Source organism: Actinomadura rifamycini DSM 43936 (assembly GCF_000425065.1).
In the GTDB taxonomy this organism is placed as follows: domain Bacteria; phylum Actinomycetota; class Actinomycetes; order Streptosporangiales; family Streptosporangiaceae; genus Spirillospora; species Spirillospora rifamycini.
In genome coordinates, this window is record NZ_AULB01000007.1 from 234,296 (window position 1) to 248,982 (window position 14,687).

Annotated in this window: 20 protein-coding genes; 8 read left to right on the forward strand and 12 right to left on the reverse strand. The window is 72.5% G+C overall.

Going from position 1 to position 14,687, the window contains the following annotated elements; all coding sequences use genetic code 11:
* The first annotated feature begins 88 nt into the window (after window positions 1-88).
* Both H505_RS0103715 and H505_RS0103720 read left to right on the forward strand, forming a co-directional pair.
* Window positions 89-628: a putative immunity protein gene (locus tag H505_RS0103715; protein ID WP_026400891.1), complete on the forward strand. Its 540-nt coding sequence runs from the start codon at window positions 89-91 to the stop codon at window positions 626-628.
* Window positions 629-661: 33 nt separating this feature from the next.
* Window positions 662-1,618, forward strand: coding sequence for a threonine ammonia-lyase (locus H505_RS0103720; protein ID WP_026400892.1), 957 nt, complete (start codon window positions 662-664; stop codon window positions 1,616-1,618).
* Here the strand turns inward: H505_RS0103720 and H505_RS0103725 are convergent.
* Window positions 1,615-2,022 carry a hypothetical protein gene (locus H505_RS0103725; RefSeq protein ID WP_026400893.1) on the reverse strand — a complete coding sequence of 136 codons (408 nt, stop codon included), beginning with the start codon at window positions 2,020-2,022 and terminating at the stop codon, window positions 1,615-1,617. The two genes, H505_RS0103720 and H505_RS0103725, sit on opposite strands and share 4 nt — an antisense overlap.
* Before the next feature lie 49 nt (window positions 2,023-2,071).
* Here H505_RS0103725 and H505_RS0103730 point away from each other — a divergent pair, with 49 nt between their 5' ends.
* Entirely contained in the window at window positions 2,072-2,686 is a 615-nt protein-coding gene (locus H505_RS0103730) for a TetR/AcrR family transcriptional regulator (protein WP_084549816.1), read from the forward strand.
* 1 nt (window position 2,687) lies between these two features.
* Here the strand turns inward: H505_RS0103730 and H505_RS0103735 are convergent, their stop codons facing one another.
* Complete coding sequence (locus H505_RS0103735; RefSeq protein WP_034516521.1) at window positions 2,688-3,275, reverse strand: TetR/AcrR family transcriptional regulator; 588 nt, start codon at window positions 3,273-3,275, stop codon at window positions 2,688-2,690.
* Between the two features lie 79 nt (window positions 3,276-3,354).
* On the opposite strand from H505_RS0103735, the gene H505_RS0103740 reads away from it, so the two are divergent.
* A complete protein-coding gene (locus tag H505_RS0103740; protein ID WP_026400896.1) occupies window positions 3,355-3,681 on the forward strand; it encodes a rhodanese-like domain-containing protein in 327 nt (108 codons plus the stop codon).
* Between the two features lie 272 nt (window positions 3,682-3,953).
* Here H505_RS0103740 and H505_RS48725 read toward each other — a convergent pair whose 3' ends face one another.
* Both H505_RS48725 and H505_RS39665 read right to left on the reverse strand, forming a co-directional pair.
* A complete protein-coding gene (locus tag H505_RS48725) occupies window positions 3,954-4,127 on the reverse strand; it encodes a DUF397 domain-containing protein (RefSeq protein ID WP_084549817.1) in 174 nt (57 codons plus the stop codon).
* Window positions 4,124-4,936: a helix-turn-helix domain-containing protein gene (locus H505_RS39665; protein WP_084549818.1), complete on the reverse strand. Its 813-nt coding sequence runs from the start codon at window positions 4,934-4,936 to the stop codon at window positions 4,124-4,126. The genes H505_RS48725 and H505_RS39665 overlap by 4 nt, the downstream gene beginning before the upstream one ends.
* 103 nt (window positions 4,937-5,039) lie before the next feature.
* On the opposite strand from H505_RS39665, the gene H505_RS0103760 reads away from it, so the two are divergent.
* From H505_RS0103760 to H505_RS0103770, 3 genes are all read left to right on the forward strand, one after another.
* Window positions 5,040-5,438: an ATP-binding protein gene (locus H505_RS0103760; protein WP_084549819.1), complete on the forward strand. Its 399-nt coding sequence runs from the start codon at window positions 5,040-5,042 to the stop codon at window positions 5,436-5,438.
* Window positions 5,435-5,656 (forward strand): hypothetical protein, encoded by a 222-nt coding sequence (locus H505_RS0103765; protein WP_026400898.1) that lies wholly within the window; start codon window positions 5,435-5,437, stop codon window positions 5,654-5,656. The genes H505_RS0103760 and H505_RS0103765 overlap by 4 nt, the downstream gene beginning before the upstream one ends.
* A gap of 129 nt (window positions 5,657-5,785) precedes the next feature.
* Window positions 5,786-6,409 carry a glycoside hydrolase family 25 protein gene (locus H505_RS0103770; RefSeq protein ID WP_026400899.1) on the forward strand — a complete coding sequence of 208 codons (624 nt, stop codon included), beginning with the start codon at window positions 5,786-5,788 and terminating at the stop codon, window positions 6,407-6,409.
* A gap of 276 nt (window positions 6,410-6,685) precedes the next feature.
* Here H505_RS0103770 and H505_RS0103775 read toward each other — a convergent pair whose 3' ends face one another.
* Together H505_RS0103775 and H505_RS0103780 are read right to left on the reverse strand one after the other, a co-directional pair.
* On the reverse strand, window positions 6,686-7,474 hold the full coding sequence (locus H505_RS0103775; protein ID WP_026400900.1) for a DUF6585 family protein: 789 nt from the start codon (window positions 7,472-7,474) through the stop codon (window positions 6,686-6,688).
* A gap of 51 nt (window positions 7,475-7,525) precedes the next feature.
* Window positions 7,526-8,206: a hypothetical protein gene (locus tag H505_RS0103780; RefSeq protein ID WP_026400901.1), complete on the reverse strand. Its 681-nt coding sequence runs from the start codon at window positions 8,204-8,206 to the stop codon at window positions 7,526-7,528.
* A 98-nt stretch (window positions 8,207-8,304) separates the two neighbouring features.
* Between H505_RS0103780 and H505_RS0103785 the strand changes: the two genes are divergently transcribed.
* Entirely contained in the window at window positions 8,305-9,171 is an 867-nt protein-coding gene (locus H505_RS0103785) for a hypothetical protein (protein ID WP_026400902.1), read from the forward strand.
* Here the strand turns inward: H505_RS0103785 and H505_RS0103790 are convergent.
* Genes H505_RS0103790 through H505_RS0103815 form a run of 6 tightly spaced genes read right to left on the reverse strand, consistent with a single transcriptional unit; the run spans window position 9,149 to window position 14,675 of the window.
* Window positions 9,149-9,952, reverse strand: coding sequence for a MaoC/PaaZ C-terminal domain-containing protein (locus H505_RS0103790; RefSeq protein WP_026400903.1), 804 nt, complete (start codon window positions 9,950-9,952; stop codon window positions 9,149-9,151). The genes H505_RS0103785 and H505_RS0103790 overlap by 23 nt on opposite strands.
* Window positions 9,949-11,124: a lipid-transfer protein gene (locus H505_RS0103795; RefSeq protein ID WP_026400904.1), complete on the reverse strand. Its 1,176-nt coding sequence runs from the start codon at window positions 11,122-11,124 to the stop codon at window positions 9,949-9,951. Before H505_RS0103795 ends, H505_RS0103790 begins: the two co-directional genes overlap by 4 nt.
* Window positions 11,121-11,525, reverse strand: coding sequence for a MaoC family dehydratase (locus H505_RS0103800; protein WP_026400905.1), 405 nt, complete (start codon window positions 11,523-11,525; stop codon window positions 11,121-11,123). The genes H505_RS0103795 and H505_RS0103800 overlap by 4 nt, the downstream gene beginning before the upstream one ends.
* The gene (locus H505_RS0103805) at window positions 11,522-12,577 is read right to left on the reverse strand and encodes an acyl-CoA dehydrogenase family protein (RefSeq protein WP_026400906.1); all 1,056 of its coding nucleotides are present in this window, start codon (window positions 12,575-12,577) and stop codon (window positions 11,522-11,524) included. Before H505_RS0103805 ends, H505_RS0103800 begins: the two co-directional genes overlap by 4 nt.
* Entirely contained in the window at window positions 12,577-13,515 is a 939-nt protein-coding gene (locus tag H505_RS0103810; protein ID WP_026400907.1) for a bifunctional MaoC family dehydratase N-terminal/OB-fold nucleic acid binding domain-containing protein, read from the reverse strand. The genes H505_RS0103805 and H505_RS0103810 overlap by 1 nt, the downstream gene beginning before the upstream one ends.
* Window positions 13,512-14,675, reverse strand: a complete 1,164-nt coding sequence (locus tag H505_RS0103815) for an acyl-CoA dehydrogenase family protein (RefSeq protein WP_026400908.1) — start codon at window positions 14,673-14,675, stop codon at window positions 13,512-13,514. Before H505_RS0103815 ends, H505_RS0103810 begins: the two co-directional genes overlap by 4 nt.
* Between the last annotated feature and the right edge of the window lie 12 nt (window positions 14,676-14,687).

Here is a 14,687-nt window from a genome sequence, read left to right on the forward strand (position 1 = left end):
CCAGGCGCCTAAAAGCCGCCGAAGGTTAGACCGAGGGTTCAACGATACGGTCGAAGTACCCCCGTTCCCCCGGTTGAAGGCTGGTGCCATGGCGGACGACGCCGCGACGATCGAGCTCTCCCTGCCCGAACTCCGCGAGGTGACGGGCTTCGCGGCGGCGTGCGCGGCCCCCGCGCTGGCGCTCTTCGAGGACGCGCGCCCCGGCGACGGACGTCCGCGCGCCGCGCTCGACGCCGCGCGGGCGTTCGCGGCGGACGCCCGGCGGACCAAGCTGCTGCGCGACACCGCGTGGGCGGCGCACCGCGCGGCCCAGGAGGCCCGCGACGCGGGGCACGCCGCGGCGGGCGAGGCCGCGCGCGCCGCCCTGGCCGCGGCCAGTGCCGCCTACCTGCACCCCCTGGCGAAGGCCACGCAGGTCAAGCACATACTCGGCGCCGCCGCCCACGCGGCGCGGGCGTTCGAGCTGGCCGCCGGAGACGACCCCGCCGCCGGGGCCGAACATCTCGCGACGGCCCGGACCCTCGCCCGTCCCGCCGTCGTGGCCGTCCTGCGCCGCTACCCGCCCGCTCCCCCGGGCGGCGCACGGCCCGGCGAGCTGATGCGCGGGCTCGACGCATCGCTCCGCTGACCGCCCCCACCGACGGCGCTACGCTGCCGTACCGTGAGTGGGACGCGCCTCGACGGCGCCCGCATCCGGGACGCGCGCCGGGTGATCGATCCGGTCTTCCTCGACAGCCCGCTGTACCGCTGCGAGGCGCTGGAGCGCGTCCTCGGGTGCGCGGTGAGCATCAAGCTGGAGACGGCGAACCCGGTCCGCTGCTTCAAGGCGCGCGGCACCGAGGTCGTCGCGAGCCGGCTCGCCCGCGAGGGGCCGCACGCCGCCGTCTGCGCGAGCGCGGGCAACCTCGGCCAGGCCCTCGCGTGGTCGGGCCGCGCCCGGGGGCTCGACGTGACCGTCGTGGCGTCGCGCGCCGCGCCCGCCGCCAAGCTCGACCGCATCCGCGCGCTGGACGCCCGGCTGGAGCTCGTGGACGGCGACTTCGACACGGCCCGCGACCGCGCGGCGGCCATCGCGCGGCACGACGGCGTCCGCCTCGTCGAAGACAGCCTCGACCTCGAGACCTGCGAGGGCGCCGCGACCATCGGCCTCGAACTCGCGGACGCGCCGTTCGACGCCGTCCTCATCGCGCTCGGCGGCGGGGCGCTCGCCACCGGCGTCGGCCACGTGGTGAAGAACCGGACCCCGGCGGCCGAGGTGGTCTGCGTCCAGCCGCTCGGGGCGCCGGCGATGACGTACTCGTGGCACCGGCGGCGCGTCGTCACCACCGGCCCGACCGACACCATCGCCGACGGCGTCGCGGGCCGCCGTCCGATCCCGGCCGTCCTGGACGACCTCCTGGCGGTCGCCGACGACGCCGTCCTCGTGCGGGAGTCGTCGATCGTCGCCGGCATGCGGCTGCTGTTCGACCACGCCGGCCTGGTGGTCGAGCCGTCCGCCGCGCTCGGCGTCGCGGCGATCCTCGAGGACCCCGCCCGGTTCGCCGACCGGCACGTGGTCACCGTCGTCTGCGGCGGCAACGTCGACCTGGACGCCTACCGCCGCTGGGTCGGCGTCTAGACGTCGTCCCAGGCCGCCGAGGCCATCTTCCACCCCGCGCTCGTCCGGACGAACTGGGTCGTCTGCCGTCCGGCGCCCTCGAACCATGCGCCGTCACGGTAGCCGGACTTGCCGTAGGCGCTGAACCGGTGCGCTATCGAACCGAAGATCTCCGTCTCCTCGGCGATCTCCCATTCGGAGAACTCGGTCAGCGTCCCGTCGGTGAGCATCTCCTGCCGGGGGGCGATGAACGAGTCGATGTCGTAGACCTCGGTCTCGCCGCCGACGTTCTTGATGATCACGGCTTGCGGCAGGAACATCTCGCGGATGACGCCGAGGTTCGGCCCGGTGCCGCCGACGTTCGCGAACGCGCCGAACAGGGCGCGCATCATCCGGTCGAGTTCGTCCTTGACCTCGGTGTCCATAAGACCTCCCATTTCCATAACACGTGTTATGTGAATGTAGCCTGTCGGCATGCCGCGCCACAAGGGAGACCACGAAGCACGACGCCGCGAAGTGTCCGGGGCGGTGTGGCGGGTCCTGGCCGCGCAGGGGTTCGGCGGCCTGACGCTGCGCGCGGTGGCCACCGAGATGGGCGCGACGACCGGCCTGCTCACGCACTACTTCCCGAACAAGAAGGCCCTCGTCTCGTACGCGCTGGCGCTCCTGGAGGAGCACCGGACGGCGACGCGCGGGGCGCCCGGCGAGCCCGAGGGGCTCGGCGCGCTGCGCGCGATGCTGCTGGAGATGCTGCCGTCCACGCCCGGGGCCGCCGCGGACAACCGGATCTGGATCAGCTCGTGGGACACCGCGCTGGCGGCCCCCGACCTCGCCGCCGGGCACGCGGCCCGCTACGCACGCGCGCGCGAGCTGATCCGGCACCAGGTGCGGGCGGCGCAGCGCCTGGGCGAGCTGCCCCCCTCCGACCCGGACGACCTCGCCGCGGCCGTCCAGTCGTTCGCGCTCGGCCTGATCGTGCAGGCGCTGTTCAGCCCGGAGGACTTCCCGCCCGAGCGGCAGACCCGCATCCTGGACGGCTACCTCGCCGCGCTCGCCGCCGCGCCCGGCGACCCGCCGCGCCCCCGGTAGGTCAGGCCGGCCCCGCCGCGACGCTCGCGGCGAGCCGCCGGACGCCCGCGCGGAGCCGCACCTCGCCGACGTCCGGCAGGACCGCCGCCACATGCTCGGCCGCCAGCGCCGCGAGGACGGCGTGCGCCGCGTGCTCGGGGTCGGGCGTCCCGTCCAGCAGGATCGCCAGGTGCCGGTGCCAGAACCGGTAGGCCCCGATCCGGTACCGGGCCCCGGGCGCCGCCGTCTCCGACATGCGGACGAGCGCGAGGTGTTCGAGCAGGTGGTCGAGGTAGGCGTCGACGAACGCGACCGCGCGCTCCGCGTTCGGCGCCCCCGGGCCGAGCGGCGGCGGCCCCTCCAGGATCGCCTGCTGCAGCACGCGCTCCCGGGCGTCCAGCAGCGCCGCGGCGAGGCCCGCCTTGTCCCCGAAGCGCCGGAACAGCGTACCTTTGCCGACCCCCGCGGCGGTCGCCACCTGGTCCATCGACACGGCGTCCACGCCCCGCTCGGCGAAGAGCCGCGCGGCCGCGTCCAGCACGGCCGCCCGGTTCCGCGCCGCGTCCGCCCGTTCCTTGGGCGGCGGCGTGCGCAGCAGTTCGAGCGGCATTGCGGAAGCGGACCGTGGTCCGGTATCGTCCTGAGCCATGAACCGGACTATAGTCCGTTCTCACTCTGGAGGTATCACCATGACCGCACTCATCGCCCGCGACGAGCTGAAGGCCGCGATCGACGCGGGCGCCGTCACCGTCGTGGACGCGCTCGGCGGGGAGTACTACGCGAAGCAGCACCTGCCCGGCGCCGTCCCGCTCGTCCGGGACGACGTGGACGCGCAGGCGCCGACCCTGCTCCCCGACCGCGGCGCCGCGATCGTCACCTACTGCTCCAACCCGGCCTGCCCCAACAGCGGCCAGGTCGCCGACCGCCTCACCGCGCTCGGCTACACCAACGTGCGCAAGTACCGCGACGGCATCGAGGACTGGGTGGCCGCCGGCCTCCCGACCGAGTCCGCCTGACGGACGGCGGGACCCGCAACCCGCCAAGACGGCCACATGCAAAAAGACGATGCTGTATTTTTACTGCAACGGACGGCCGGTCCTCTCACCGTGTTGCGGGGCACGGCGAGGATCGGTCGTCTGGACACCGGTCAGGTGCGGCGGCGCACCAGGCCGACGATGGCACCGGCCGGCACGTCCGGCCCCGTCGACCACGCCCCGCACCTCGGCACCATCACGAGCAGCCGACTCGATCCGCGCAAAGCCACCGCGCGGCGCGCGGGACACCGGCATCAGCGCTTCAGGTCGGCCACCAGCGCCGCGAACACCTCCCGGCGGACGACGAGTCTCGGCCCGCCCGGATCCTTGCTGTCACGCACGGCGATGTTTCCGACGACGTCCGCAACCTCCACGCAGTTGGACTGACCGCTCGTGCTGCTGCGACTCGACTTCCGCCACTCGATCATGAAAGCCTCTCCAGTTCGGCCACCAGAATGGCTCGAGAGGGAGCCACCGGGGCAGCTCGGTCGCTTATCGAGTCGTACCTTACTGCTATCTCCTGGACATCGAACGGGTCCGTGAGGAAGCACCCGCGCGTGGTCGCCTCGATGTACGCGATGTCTCGCTGGTCCACCGTCAGCAGCATGAACGGCCCCTCCAAACCCTGATGCGCACCGGCTTCGTTCTCGAGCACACGAATGCTCACGTGCGGGAGCTCGCTGAGTTCGACCAGATGAGCGACCTGGCCGCGCATGATGTCCCGCGTGCCGACCAGTTGCCTCAGGGCCGCCCAGCTGAGAAACGCGGTCACACGTGGGGGATCGCTTCTTTCGAAGATGGCGGCCTTGCGCGACATTCTCCGGTCGAGATCGACGTCCAAGTCGTTGGCGACTCCTGCCATGAGCGCGGCACGCGCATACTCCTGAGTTTGGAGCAGACCGGGCACGACCGCGTACTCCCACATCCGGATGCGGGTCGCGCGACTCTCGAACTCCGTCAGAGAGAGCAGCCAGTCGCCTTCGTCGGCCCGCGCCGCGAAACCGATCAGGTCAGCGAACATGCCGTCCGCCTCGAAAAGGCGGTCGATGATCTTCGCGTGGGCGGGCTTGAGCTTGAGCGTCGCAGACTCGTACCTGGAAACGGTCGAACGGTCGCAGTCGAGAGCGGTGGCGAGAGCCTGCCCGGACATTCCACACGCTTCGCGGTATCGCCGCAGGTGAACCGCGATGAAATGCCACAGCGACCTTGACGGGTCCAGTGCTTCTCGTGCGTACATGACACCCCCGAGTGTTGCGGATGATTCCGGAACGTAGCGAGCCTAACGCGGAGTGTGCACGCTGGTCAGGCGAACAACGGAGGAAACATTCCGAGGAGCACGCATGTCATCAGCAGCACTCGCACCCGAGGTTCCCACGCTGGTTCTGGAAGCGGACGAGCGGGCGCCGGCGGCGGCGCGGAAGTTCCTGGCGGAACAATTCCGCGAATGGGGCATACGCGACGACTTCGCCGCTCGGCTCGTGGTGTGCGAACTCGTGACGAACGGCTACCGGCACGGGGAGGGGCCGATCGTCGTCCGACTGTTCCGGGACGAACGGGACGGGCTCGTGGTGATCGAGGTCTGGGACGGGGGTGCGGGACGTCCGGTCGTGCGACCCCCGGACCGGGCCGGGACGTCGGGGCGCGGGCTGCGGCTGGTGTCCGGGCTCGTCCACGCGTGGGGCGTTCGGGAACTCAACGAGGGCGGCAAGGCCACGTGGGCGAAGCTTCCGGCGGAGTGAGCGACGAGCCGGCGCTCGACCGCCTCCGACACCTCCACCCCGGCTGGACGATCTCCCGCGACGTCCACGGCGTCTGGCGGGCCGCCGGACGGACGCACGTCGCGGCCTCGTCCGTGCACGGACTGGTCGACGCGATCGGCCGCGCGGACTCACTTCCTCCGCCGACGCACCGGATGGTGCCGACGCGGGGCGTGGTGTACCGGACCGGGCGGGCGTGAGTAAAGCCTGTGGGCGGGGCAACACGAATACCTGGCTGTAGCGACAGGAACGAACCGGGTAGCTACTTTCTGTAGCGAAAATCCGTTACGGCAACCCCTCGCCCCCAGGAGGCACCGTTGATTTTCGGAGTGGACGTAGCGAGCTATCAGGGAGAACCGGACTGGGAGGCCGTCCACGGCGACGGCATCCGGTTCGCGTTCTCGAAGGTGACCGAAGGGACCGGGTACACGAACCCGACCTGGGGTCACAACCGCGACGGGATGACCGCCCTCGGCGACGGCTTCCTCCCCGGCGCGTACCACTTCCTGCACGGCGGGGACGGCGCCGGCCAGGCGCGGTACTTCCTCGACAAGGCGGGCGACGTGTCCGCCTTCGCCGTCGCGCTGGACGTCGAGGCGTCCGGGGCGGACGCGGAGACCGCCCGCGACTGGGTGGCGGAGTTCAAGGACCGCACGGACGGGCACCCGGTGTTCGGCTACTTCCCCCGCTGGTACTGGGAGCAGACCGGCAAGCCCGACCTCGACTTCTTCGACACGATCTGGCAGTCGCACTACGTGAACGGGTCGGGGCCGCCGGAGTCGCTGTACGAGAAGGTCAAGGACTCGTGGTGGAAGGAGTTCGGCGGCGAGCCGATCTCGATCCTGCAGTTCTCGTCCAGCGGCACCGTCGAGGGGATCTCGGGCCGCTGCGACGTCAACGCCTACCGGGAAGGGCTCGCCGACCTCAAGGCGCTGGCTCTCGGGCAGAGTTGAGCGGCCGCTCCACCGTCCGGAAGGTGACGGACACGCGGCGGCCCACGGCGGCAGCGGCGGCGCGGCGCGGCGCCGCGCACGCCGCGGCCGCCGTAGTCGTAGCGGTGGCCGTAGTGCTGGACGCGCCGCCGCAGCAGCGTCGACCACGGTTCGGCGTCGATGGCGGCGGCCAGCCGCCGCTGCTCGTCCTCGTCCAGGAAGCCATGGAGGCTCAGGAGCCCGGGAACCATGTTCGAAAGTGTATTCGAATCGGTCGGCGCCCGGCGGCGGTTCGGGTCAGTGCGCCCGTTCGCGGAGGCTCTCGGCGAGGGCGTGGAAGACGGGGAAGTTCGGGACTTCGCCGACACGCTTCCTGAGCAGCGGCCGCTTGACGTCCGCGGCCCTGACCTCGAGCTGGCCGGCGTACAGGCGGAACCGGTCGATCCGCGACCACGGCACGGCGTCCCCGTCCGCCGTCCTCAGCTCGTGCGCGGTCACCTGGAGCGGGCCGAACGTCACCGTCCGGCCGTCCTCGATCATCCGCGCGACACGGGGCAACTGCACGGCGGCGGTCCTTCGCTGGATGGTGCCGCCCCACGACTTCGGGTCGACGAAGGCCGGACCGCGGACGGTCTCGACGGCGTCGAAGAAGTGCGTCCGCGGGGCCGCCGCGTTGTCGCCGATGATGAGCACCCTGCGGTCGTCCCCCATCAGCGCGTACACGTACGTGCTCTCGACGGTGCCGTTCTTGTGGCTGTGGATGATGCTGCTCACGAACGAGAGGGTCTCCCACCGGAACTCGAACACGTTCGTGCCGGGCCCGGTGACCCGGAGGCCGCGCGCGAAGACGTCGAGCCGCGCGCCCTTGCCCCGGGCGGCGTGGCGGACCTTGCTCCACGTGACCCAGCCGTACACCGCCAGCACGAACGCGTAGCCCAGCGCCAGCCAGACGGTCCCGATGAGGGCGATGGGCAGGGAGAGCACCAGTGCGGCTCCCGCGATCGACGTCCCGATCCACGGTTCCGGCTTGGGCTCGTACGTCGCGCGATGCGCGCCGAGGGGCGATGCGGTTTCCGGCCTCGTCATCTCTGATCCTTGTGGAGGGTGCGGGCGGGCACGGGGTGGGTCGAGAGCGGGTCAGTCCTGGATTTCGGTGTTCCAGTAGCCGGGGCCGACGAGCCAGGGCTTCCCGTACGTCGGGACCAAGGGCTCCTCGATGGCCAGTCGCACGGCGTCGCCGTCGCGCTCCGCGCACGTGACCTTGTAGAGCCCCACCCAGCGCGGCTCGCCGCACCTGCCTGGGTCGTCCCCCACGGTCTGCGCGTACTCGTTGAGGTCGTGCCGCGACAGGTCCAGCCGCACCTCGCCCGGCGGGAAGGCGCCCAGGACGACCATGACGGCGAGCGTGAGGAGCGCGGGGACGCTCGTCCGCAGCGTCCACGCCTTCGCGTCGCGGCGCGGCAGCCAGAACGCGAGAGCCGTCCGCCCGATGACGCCGACCACCGCGACGAAGCCCGCCAGGAACACGATGACCTGGATGTTCGTGTCCACTGCCAGGGACCAGTCGGACGCCAGCACGACCACGCCGACGGCCGCGACGGCGCCGGTGAACCAGGGGCCGGGCGGGGCGCCCAGCATGCGCGGCCAGAGCGCGAGGGCCGCCCGGACCAGGGCGGTGAGCACCGCGAGGACCGCCCCCAGCGCCAGGTAGTACCGGACCTCCGAGCCGTTCTGGACGAACCGGGTCGCTGCCAGCCAGCAGAGGACGGGCACCGGCACGATGCCGATGAACCATCGGCTGGGGGGTTTGCCGACCATGCCCGAATGCTAGGGGAACAGCTTCGTTCTTTTAAAGCTCGGCTCGTCACCGCGCGTGGCGGGGGAAGTGTCGCAGGTGGCTGCGACACTCCTCAACGATGACGACACGACCGAAGTGGACCGACGACCTGTTCCCGTTCCCCACCCCGCCCGCGCTCGCCAAGGTGATCGACATCGCCTGGGAGGAGGGGTTCCTCGAGACCGACCTGTTCGAGGAAGGGCTCTACGACCCGTTCCGCGTGCAGACGAGCTTCGCCCTGCCGTTCGACCTGTGCGAGGTGCCTCCCGCGCCTTCGGGCTGGGAGTACCGCGACGACGAGGAGAGGTTCCGCCGGCACCACGTGCCGTTCATGTCCGTCCCGGAGCTCCTGCCCTTCGCCGATCTGGGCAACGGCACCTGCATCGGGTGGGTGGTCCCCGCGCCGGAACTCGGACGCACCGACCACCCCGTCGCCTCGTTCGGCCACAAGGAGCCGGGCGTCATCGGCCGGAACACCCTGGACGGCCTCACCTTCCTGCTCTCCGTCGCCCTGCGGAGCGGAGGGGAGCGCCGCGTCGTCCAGGTGGAGCGCCTGTCGGCCGAACTCGGCGTCCGTCCCGCCCCCGAGTACGGCGTGGGCCCCGACGGCGGCGACACGGAGGTCCCTCTCGAGCTCGCCCCGCCGGACGGCTGGCGCCACGAACCCGACCCGTCCGGCGTCGGCATCGGCGTGCTCGCGCCGCACGACGCCTTCGGCGACGAGCACCCCTCCTTCGCCGGGGAGACGGACGCCGTCCTGGCCGACGCTGCCCGGATGCTCGACGCGGGCCACCCGGCGAGCGCCCTGCTGGGGCTCACCGCCGCCTACCACGAGGACGGGCGGCGCCTCCCGGACCTCCACCCCCTGTGGGCCCGCGCCTATGACGACCTCGGCCGCCCGCTGCTCCGCGAACGCCTCGACGTCATGCTGGACGACCACCGGTGAAGGCGGCCCGTCCCCCCGAGATGACCGTGCGGTCGCCGACGGCGGCCTCGAACAGGACCGCGCCCGCGTCCCGCCACGTCTCGATCGTCAGCTCGTCGCCGGGGAAGACCGGGGCGGCGAAGCGGCCGTCGAGTTCGGCCAGGTCGGCGGGGTGCGCCTCGTAGGCGTCCGCGACGGGCAGGACGATCGCGGCGAGCGTGCACAGGCCGTGCATGAACGGCCGGGGCATGCCGGCCGCCTTCGCGGCCGCGGGGTCGATGTGCATGTGGTGCCGGTCGCCCAGGAGCCGGTAGAGGGCCGCCTGGTTCGGGGACGTCCGCAGCGCGAGGGTGCGGTCCGGGTCGCCGGACGGGCGCCGCCGCGCGGACGGGCCCCGTTCGCCGCCGAAGCCGCCCGCGCCGGGCGCGAAGATCGACCACGTGGCGTCGAAGTAGGCGCTCTCGACGACCACCTCGAAGACGGCCGCGCGCCCCTTGTCCCAGACCTCGCCGACGCGGGCCGTCATCGCGACGGTCCCGGACGGCGGCAGGGGCTCGCGGACGCGCAGGCGCTGCGAGCCGTGGACGGCGGTGGCCGTGTCGAACGCGCCCGCGGGGCCGAGTTCGTCCGGCGCCCACTGCGCGAGGGTCAGCGCGAACGCGGGCAGGACGCGCAGGTCCTTCTCGAACACGAGGTCGAGGGCGCTCGCGGGGGCGCCGACCGCGAGCGCGTAGAGGATCGCGCGGGTCTCGTCGTAGGTCGCCTCGCGGGTGCCGAGAGTCCGGCCGCGCCACTCGCTCATCCGTCCGCTCCGAGGATCAGGCCGCTGGTCGGGACGCCGGTGCCGGCGGTGACCAGGACGTGGTGGACGTCGCCGGGCTGGTTCGGGGACGTGCCGCGCAGCAGCCGCACGCCCTCGGCGATGCCGTTCATGCCGTGGATGTACGCCTCGCCGAGCTGGCCGCCGTGGGTGTTGAGCGGGAGGCGGCCCCCGATCTCGAGGTTGCCGTCCGCGATGAAGTTCTTCGCCTCGCCCTTCGCGCAGAAACCGAGCTCCTCCAGCTGGGGCAGGACGAGCGGGGTGAAGTGGTCGTAGAGGATCGCGGCCTGGATGTCGGACGGCGTCAGCTTGCTCTGCGCGTACAGCTGCCGGCCCACGAGGCCCATCTCGGGGATGCCGGAGATCTCGGACCGGTAGTAGCTCGTCATCATGTGCTGGTCGTTGCCGGAGCCCTGGGCGGCGCCCCAGACGAGGGCGGGGCGGTGCGGGAGGTCGCGGGCCCGCTGGGCGGACACGACGACGATGGCCTGGCCGCCGTCGCTCTCCTGGCAGCAGTCGAGGAGGCGGAGGGGTTCGGCGATCCAGCGGGACGCCTGGTGGTCCTCCAGGGTGATGGGCCGCCCGTGGAACCAGGCGGCGGGGTTCCGCGCGGCGTGCCTGCGGTCGACGACGGCGATGCGGCCGAAGTCCTCGCTGGTCGCGCCGTACTCGTGCATGTAGCGGCGGGCGAACATCGCGACCCACTGGGCCGGGGTGTTGAGCCCGAACGGCGTCATCCACGAGTACGCGGCGCGGTCGGCGCTGACGTCCATCGGACGGTCGGCCTGGCCGAGGCCGTAGCGGACGCCGGAGCGCTCGTTGAACGCGCGGTAGCAGACGACGACGTCGGCGACGCCGGTCGCGACGGCCATCGCGGCCTGCTGGACGGTGCCGCAGGCGGCGCCGCCGCCGTGACCGATGCGGGAGAAGAACTTCAGCTCGCCGATGCCGAGGTTGCGGGCGATGTGGATCTCGGAGCTGGTGTCGGCGGTGAACGTCACCATGCCGTCCACGTCGGACGGCTGGAGGCCGGCGTCGGTGATCGCGGCGAGGACGGCCTCGCAGGCGAGGCGCAGCTCGCTGCGGCCGGACTCCTTGGAGAACTCGGTGGCGCCGATGCCCGCGATGGCGGCGGCTCCGGGCAGCACGCTCATGCCTCGTCCCTTCGCAGTCGGACGACGACGGTGCCGGTCACGTGCGGGCCGAGCGCGTTCACGCCCGTGACGGCGATCTCGACGTCGTCGCCGTCCAGGGCCGTGACGGTGCCGGTGAGCCGCATCGTGTCGCCCGGGTAGTTGGGCGCGCCGAGGCGGATCCGGATCGCCTTGACCGTGCAGGCGGGCCCGGCCCAGGCGGTGACGTAGCGGTCGACGAGCCCGTTCGTCGTGAGGATGTTCATGAAGACGTCCTTCGAGCCGCGTTCGGCGGCGAGGGACGGGTCGTGGTGGACGTCCTGGTAGTCGCGGCTCGCGATGGCGGTCGCGACGATCATGGTGCGGGTGAGCGGGACGTCGAGGGGCGGCAGCTCGTCGCCGACGGAGACGTTCGTTCTCACAGGGCGGCTCCGAGGAGGGCGAGGTCGGCGGAGGCGCCGCCGAGGGTGCCGGAGATCTGCTTGCCCCACAGGAAGTACCGGTGGATCGGGTAGTCGACGTCGACGCCTATGCCGCCGTGCAGGTGCTGGGTGCGGTGCACGACGTTGAGGCCGCCCTCATCCGACCACCACTTGGCGACGAGCGCGGCCTGCTCGACGTCCTCGCCGGCGGCGACGAGCGACACCGCGTGCCAGAGGCAGACGCGGAGGGCGTCGATCTCGATGTAGGAGTCGGCGAGCTGGTGCTGGACGGCCTGGAAGGTGCCGAGCGGGCGGCCGAACTGCTCGCGGGCCGCGAGGTAGTCGGCGGTCATGCGCAGGGCGCCTTCGGCGACGCCGAGCTGGACGGCCGCGAGGGCGATCCGGGACAGCCGCAGGGCGGTGCCGAGGGCGCCGTCGCCGAGGCGTTCGGCGGGGGCGCCGTCGAGGGTGACGGTGCCCGCGACGTCGTGCGCGGTGGTGCGGGCGTCCTCCCGGGCCGTGCCGGGCGCGGCGGTGTCGACGGCGAACAGCGCGGGGCCGTCCGGGGCGGTCGCGGAGACGAGCATCCGGTGCGCGGCGGACGCCGACGGCACGACGGCCTTCGTGCCCGTGAGCCGCCAGGCGCCGCCGTCCGGGACGGCGCGGCAGGACGGTTCCGACGGCTCGTGCAGGCCGAACTCTTCGAGCGCGAGCGTGTACCGGAGGGCGCCGTCCGCGACCTCCGGCGGGCAGGTGCCGTGCTCGGCGAGGGTGAGGCCGGCGACGAGGGCGGGCCACAGCGGGACGGGCGCGACGGTGCGGCCCTGCTCCTCGAGGAGGATCGCGAGGCCGGAGACGCCGAGGCCGGCGCCGCCCGCGGACTCGGGGAGCGGGACGCCGAGCAGGCCCGCGGCGGCGAGCTCCTTCCAGAGCGGTTCGTCGACGCCGGTCGCCTCGGCGGCGCGGAGCCGTTCGGGGGCGGTGCGGTCGGTGAGGATCTGCCGGGCCAGGTCCCGGACCGCTTCCAGTTCCTCGCCAAGGGTGAAGTCCATCAGCTCTCCTTCGGGCGGAAGATCGGCAGGGACAGGTCGGGGTCGGCGTCGAGCCAGTCGAGGACGACGGGCATGCCGATCTCGACGTCCGCGGGGTCCGCGCCCGCCATGTTCGCGATGAGGCGGGTGCCTTCGGCGAGCTCGATGACGGCGACGACCAGCGGGTAGTCGAACGCGGGGTGCCGCGGGTGGTGGTTGACCGTGAACGTGTAGACGTGCCCGTCGCCGGACGACTCGACGGTGTCCCACGCGAACGAGCCGCACTGCGGGCAGGCGGGGCCGGGCGGGTGCCGGAGCGACTTGCACTCGGCGCAACGCTGGATGACGAGGTGGTGCTCGCGGGCGGCCTCGAACCAGAAGGCGTTGTCGGGGTTGATCGCGGGCCGCGGGCGGAGCGGCTTCGGGGCCTTCTTCTCGGCCGGGCGGAACCGGAGCGTGCGCCACCGCTGCGTCGCGACGACCTCGCCGTCCGCGTCCCGGTACGTCTTGACGGTGCTGATGAACCGTCCGGTGCCGAGGGCGGTCTTCTTCTCCGGGGAGATCGACTCGACGCGCTCCTCGACGCTGACGCGGTCGCCGGGCCGCAGCTCCCGGACGAACGCGAAGTCGGAGTCGGTCGCGACGACGGAGGTGTAGCCGCCTTCGTCGAGGAGGTCGACGAGGTCGTCGAACGGCGAGCGGGCCGCGTCGGGGCGGACGGTCGCGGCGTAGCCGCGCATCGTCCACGCCTGGACCATCGAGGCGGGGGCGACGATGCCGTCGCGTCCGGTGGCGCGGGCCGCCTCGTCGTCGACGTAGACCGGGTTGCCGTCCTCCATGGCCTCGACCCAGTGGCGGATCATGGGGGCGTTCACGGGGTCCGGGCCGGGCCGGCGGGAGAGGAGCTCGCGGCCGGCGAACGCCTGGAGGCGGGCTTCGTAGTCGTCGGTGGCGCTCATGCCCGCTTCCCCCGGGGGAGGCCGAGGCCCTGCACGGCGACCATGTCCCGCAGGACCTCGTTGACGCCGCCGCCGAACGTGTTGACGATGCCCTGCCGGGAGAGCTGCTCGATCTGCCCGTGCAGGGCGGCGCCCGGCGACTCGGGGCGGATGCGGCCCGCGGCGCCGAGCACGTTCGTCAGGGTGCGCTGGACGTCGATGTGCGTCTCGGTCCCGTACGCCTTCGCCGCCCCGGCCTGCGCGCCGGTGAGGGTGCCGTGCTCGACGGCCATCGTCATCTTCCAGTTCATGAGGCGCATCGCCTCGAGCTTGGCGTGGGTGCGGGCGAGGTCGCGGCGGACCCACGGGACGTCGATGACGCCTTCCTCGCGGGCCCACGCGGCGACGTCCTCCCAGAGGCGGATCATGCGGCCGCCGAGCGCGGCGAGGCCGATGCGCTCGTGGTTGAGCTGGGTGGTGATGAGGCCCCAGCCGCCGTCGACGTCGCCGACGACGGACGAGGCGGGCACCCGCACGCCGTTGTAGTAGGTGGCGGTGACGACCATGCCGCCGACGCACTGGATCGGGCTCCACGAGAACCCGTCGGCGTCGGTGGGCACGATCAGGATCGAGATGCCCTTGTGCTTCGGCGCGTCGGGGTCGGTGCGGGCGGCGAGCCACACGTGGTCGGCGGTGTTCGCGCCGCTCGTGAAGACCTTGCTGCCGTCGACGACGAAGGAGTCGCCGTCGCGGACGGCGCGGGTGCGCAGGGACGCGAGGTCGGTGCCGGCGTCGGGCTCGGTGTAGCCGATCGCGAAGACGATGTCGCCCGACAGGATGCCGGGGAGGTACGCCTTCTTCTGCTCGTCGGTGCCGAACCGCATCAGGGTGGGGCCGACGGTGTTGACGGTGACGAACGGGAACGGCAGCCCGGCGCGCTGCACCTCGTCGAAGAAGACGTACTGCTCGGCGGTGGAGCGGCCCTGGCCGCCGTACTCGGCGGGCCAGCCGTAGCCGAGCCAGCCGTCGTCGCCGAGCCGCTTGACGATCTCGCGGAACCGGTCGCCGCCGACGCCCTCCTCGCCGGCGCGGCGGCGGACGTCCGGAGGCAGCAGGTTCGCGAAGTACGCGCGCAGCTCGGCCCTCAGTTTCCGATGTTTGGCGGTTTCGCGCAGGTCCATGGCGGCTCTCTT